This is a genomic window from Nonomuraea sp. NPDC049141 (assembly GCF_040648415.1).
In the GTDB taxonomy this organism is placed as follows: domain Bacteria; phylum Actinomycetota; class Actinomycetes; order Streptosporangiales; family Streptosporangiaceae; genus Nonomuraea.
The window spans coordinates 1-2,844 of the sequence record NZ_JBEZDR010000108.1 but is presented as its reverse complement, the minus strand read 5'-3'; the positions used below and the strand labels follow the sequence as shown (position 1 = coordinate 2,844).

At 71.8% G+C, this 2,844-nt stretch carries 3 protein-coding genes and 1 riboswitch; of the genes, 1 reads left to right on the top strand and 2 read right to left on the bottom strand.

The window, feature by feature from the left end; all coding sequences use genetic code 11:
* Positions 1–540, bottom strand: a 540-nt coding sequence (locus AB0B91_RS64795; RefSeq protein WP_358342948.1) for a pyridoxamine 5'-phosphate oxidase family protein, incomplete at its 3' end; no start/stop codon positions are given.
* A 78-nt stretch (positions 541–618) separates the two neighbouring features.
* Here AB0B91_RS64795 and dcd point away from each other — a divergent pair.
* Positions 619–1,197 (top strand): dCTP deaminase, encoded by a 579-nt coding sequence (dcd, locus tag AB0B91_RS64790; protein WP_357659855.1) that lies wholly within the window; start codon positions 619–621, stop codon positions 1,195–1,197.
* Between the two features lie 53 nt (positions 1,198–1,250).
* Here dcd and AB0B91_RS64785 read toward each other — a convergent pair whose 3' ends face one another.
* The gene (locus AB0B91_RS64785) at positions 1,251–2,291 is read right to left on the bottom strand and encodes an NlpC/P60 family protein (protein WP_357659854.1); all 1,041 of its coding nucleotides are present in this window, start codon (positions 2,289–2,291) and stop codon (positions 1,251–1,253) included.
* A gap of 12 nt (positions 2,292–2,303) precedes the next feature.
* Positions 2,304–2,438, bottom strand: a riboswitch (cyclic di-AMP (ydaO/yuaA leader).
* Between the last annotated feature and the right edge of the window lie 406 nt (positions 2,439–2,844).

The window sequence follows — 2,844 nt, the reverse complement described above, 5'->3', positions numbered from 1 at the left end:
CCTGGGAGCTAAGCCGTATGCGCTCCCCGACCGCGTATCGGGCAGCACGGCGGTGCCCGAGGCGGCCGCGCCGGGATCGAGCCACACCTGGACGGCGGGCCGGCCGTGCGACTCCGCGGCACCGCCTGCCACGCCGGACTCGCGGCGGGCCAGCATCGCCACGTCGACGGTGAACTCGAAGACCCGCCAGTCGACCTGCGGCGCGGCCCGGTGGCTGCGGGCCAGCCGGGCGACCCGGGCCGGATCGGTCACCGGCCGGGCGTGGCCGGCGACGTAGGCCTCGTCGTCGCTCTCCTCGGGCGGAAAGGAGTGCAGCGCGTAGCGGCCGTCGCGTTCGAGGTCGCGCCGCTTGGGCGAGTCGACGACGAAGCAGAAGAGCCCCTCGTCGGTGATCACGGGAGAGACCGGGTGCACCCGGGGACCGCCGTCGGCGCGGACGGTGGCCAGGTAGCCGAAGCCCGGCCCGTACTGCTGCATGAGGAGGCGGATCCCGTCGGCGAGGCGGGGCTCGTCGGCGGCGAATTCGGACCAGGAAGCCATGCCGGCATTCTATCGAACAAACGTACGAAGATGCACTCCGACACGCAGGTCACGCGTGTCGCTCGCTAAGGTGTGCGGATGCTGCTCTCCGACCGCGACCTGGCCTCCGAGATCGAGGCGGGGACGCTCGCGCTGGAGCCGTTCGAGCCCGCGCTGGTGCAACCGTCCAGCATCGACGTACGCCTGGACAAGCTCTTCCGGGTCTTCAACAACCACCTCTACACCCACATCGACCCCGCGCAGCAGCAGGACGACCTCACGTCGATGGTCGAGGTGCCCGAGGGCGAGCCGTACGTGCTGCATCCGGGCGAGTTCGTGCTCGCCTCGACGCTGGAGGTGATCTCGCTCGGCGACCAGCTCGCCGGCCGCCTGGAGGGCAAGTCGAGCCTGGGCCGGCTGGGCCTGCTCACCCACTCCACGGCGGGCTTCATCGACCCGGGCTTCTCCGGTCACGTGACCCTGGAGCTGTCCAACGTGGCGAACCTGCCCATCACCCTCTGGCCGGGCATGAAGATCGGCCAGCTCTGCATCTTCCGGCTCTCGTCGCCGGCTGAGCACCCGTACGGCTCGGCCGTCTACGGCTCCCGCTACCAGGGGCAGCGCGGCCCGACCCCGAGCCGCTCCTGGCAGTACTGGCGCACCTGGCCGACGCGCTGACCCGACCCTCGGCCGGGCGGAGGCCCCCGCCGGGCAGGGATCCTCCGGGCACGTCAGCCGGGCCGGCCGTAGCTGTGGATCGGGCCGTCGTCGACCTTCTTCATCCTGACGGGCACCCCGGCGCGGGAGGCGTGCACCACCCAGCCCCCGCCGACGTAGATGCCGACGTGGTGCAGGTCGCTGTAGTAGAAGACCAGGTCACCCGGGCGCAGTTCGCCCCGGCTGACGGACGCGGTGGCCCGGCGCTGCTGGGCGGCGTTGTGCGGCAGCGAGACCCCGGCCTTCGCCCAGGCGGCGAGCATCAGGCCGGAGCAGTCGTACGAGTTCGGCCCCTCGGCGCCCCAGACGTAGGGCTTGCCGATCTGGGCACAGGCGAACTTGACGGCGGTGCCGGCCGGACCGCCGGGATAGCCGGCCGGGCAGGGGGAGGGACGCAGCGGCCCGCCGCCGCCGTTGCCGTAGACGCGCAGCCGCAGCTTCTGCAACCGGTCGATCTCGGCGTTGATCTGCTTCTTCTTCGCCGCGAGCTGGGCCTCGGTGCGGCTGAGCTGGGCGACCATCTCGTCCAGCGGCGCCTTCTTCGCGGCCAGCCGGTCGCGCAGCTCGGCGACCTGCCGTACGTCCTGCTGCTGATGCTGGGCGAACCGGTCGAGCAGTTCGAGCTGCCCGACCATCTCGCCGGGCGAGCGGCTGCCCAGCAGGGCGTTGACGACGGAGACGTTCTCGCCCTTGTAGGCGCGGGCGGCCAGTGCGCCCACCTTCTCCATCGCCTGGTCGACCTGGCGCTCCAGCGGCCCGATCTGCGCGGCGAGCGCGTCGGCCTGCCTGCGCCTGGCGGCCAGGTCCTGCCGGGTGGCGTTGTGCCGTTCGATGACGGGTTCGAGCTTGTTCCAGTCCTCGTCGATCTGCCGCTCGATCTCGGCGACCGTCGGTTCGGCGTGGGCCGCCGTGGCGCCGCCGGTCAGGACGACGGCGAACGCGGCCAGGGCGGCGAGGGCGGTGGTGCAGCGGTACCAGCGTGGGCGCGGCGCAGCCGTCGTCGGATCGGCGAGGGCCGACCGGACCGACGGTGGCCGCGGGGCATGGTGTGCCACCGGGTTCCGTACTCCTTCTTCCGTACCGCCTACCGGGTTAGCTGACGGGTTCGGGCGGGAAGGGGCGCCCTACCGCAGGGACTGCGGATTCACCCCGGGGTACCTGGGTCCCCGGCTCGCTCGTGAGCGACTCGGCGGTGTCGGACCGTCACCGCCCTGGTTGGACGGATTGTCACCGGCCGACGAATGACCAGAGTAGAGACGACCGTTATCGATCCGCAACCCTCGCGGCGGTGACACTCCGTACTCACCACGGTCGGGCGATTCCGCAACCCGGGGGGCGAAGATTTTCTTCCTTCTGAAGTGTCTGACAGAAAGGTATTGACCAGAGGCGGCGGACGGGGCGAAGGTGGCCCCACCTTTGCCCGCCCGAACTGGGGGTCTGATGCACCTGTCAGCGACATCGAGGAGCAGACGCGTCCTGCTGGCCGCCGCCGTGGCCGCCGCCCTTGCGGCGACGCCGCTCACCGCCGCCGGATCCGCCGCCGCGGCGCCGACCAACGACCGGCAGCAGCAGTACGCCGCCGCGGCGGCCGAGTACGGCGTGCCGGAG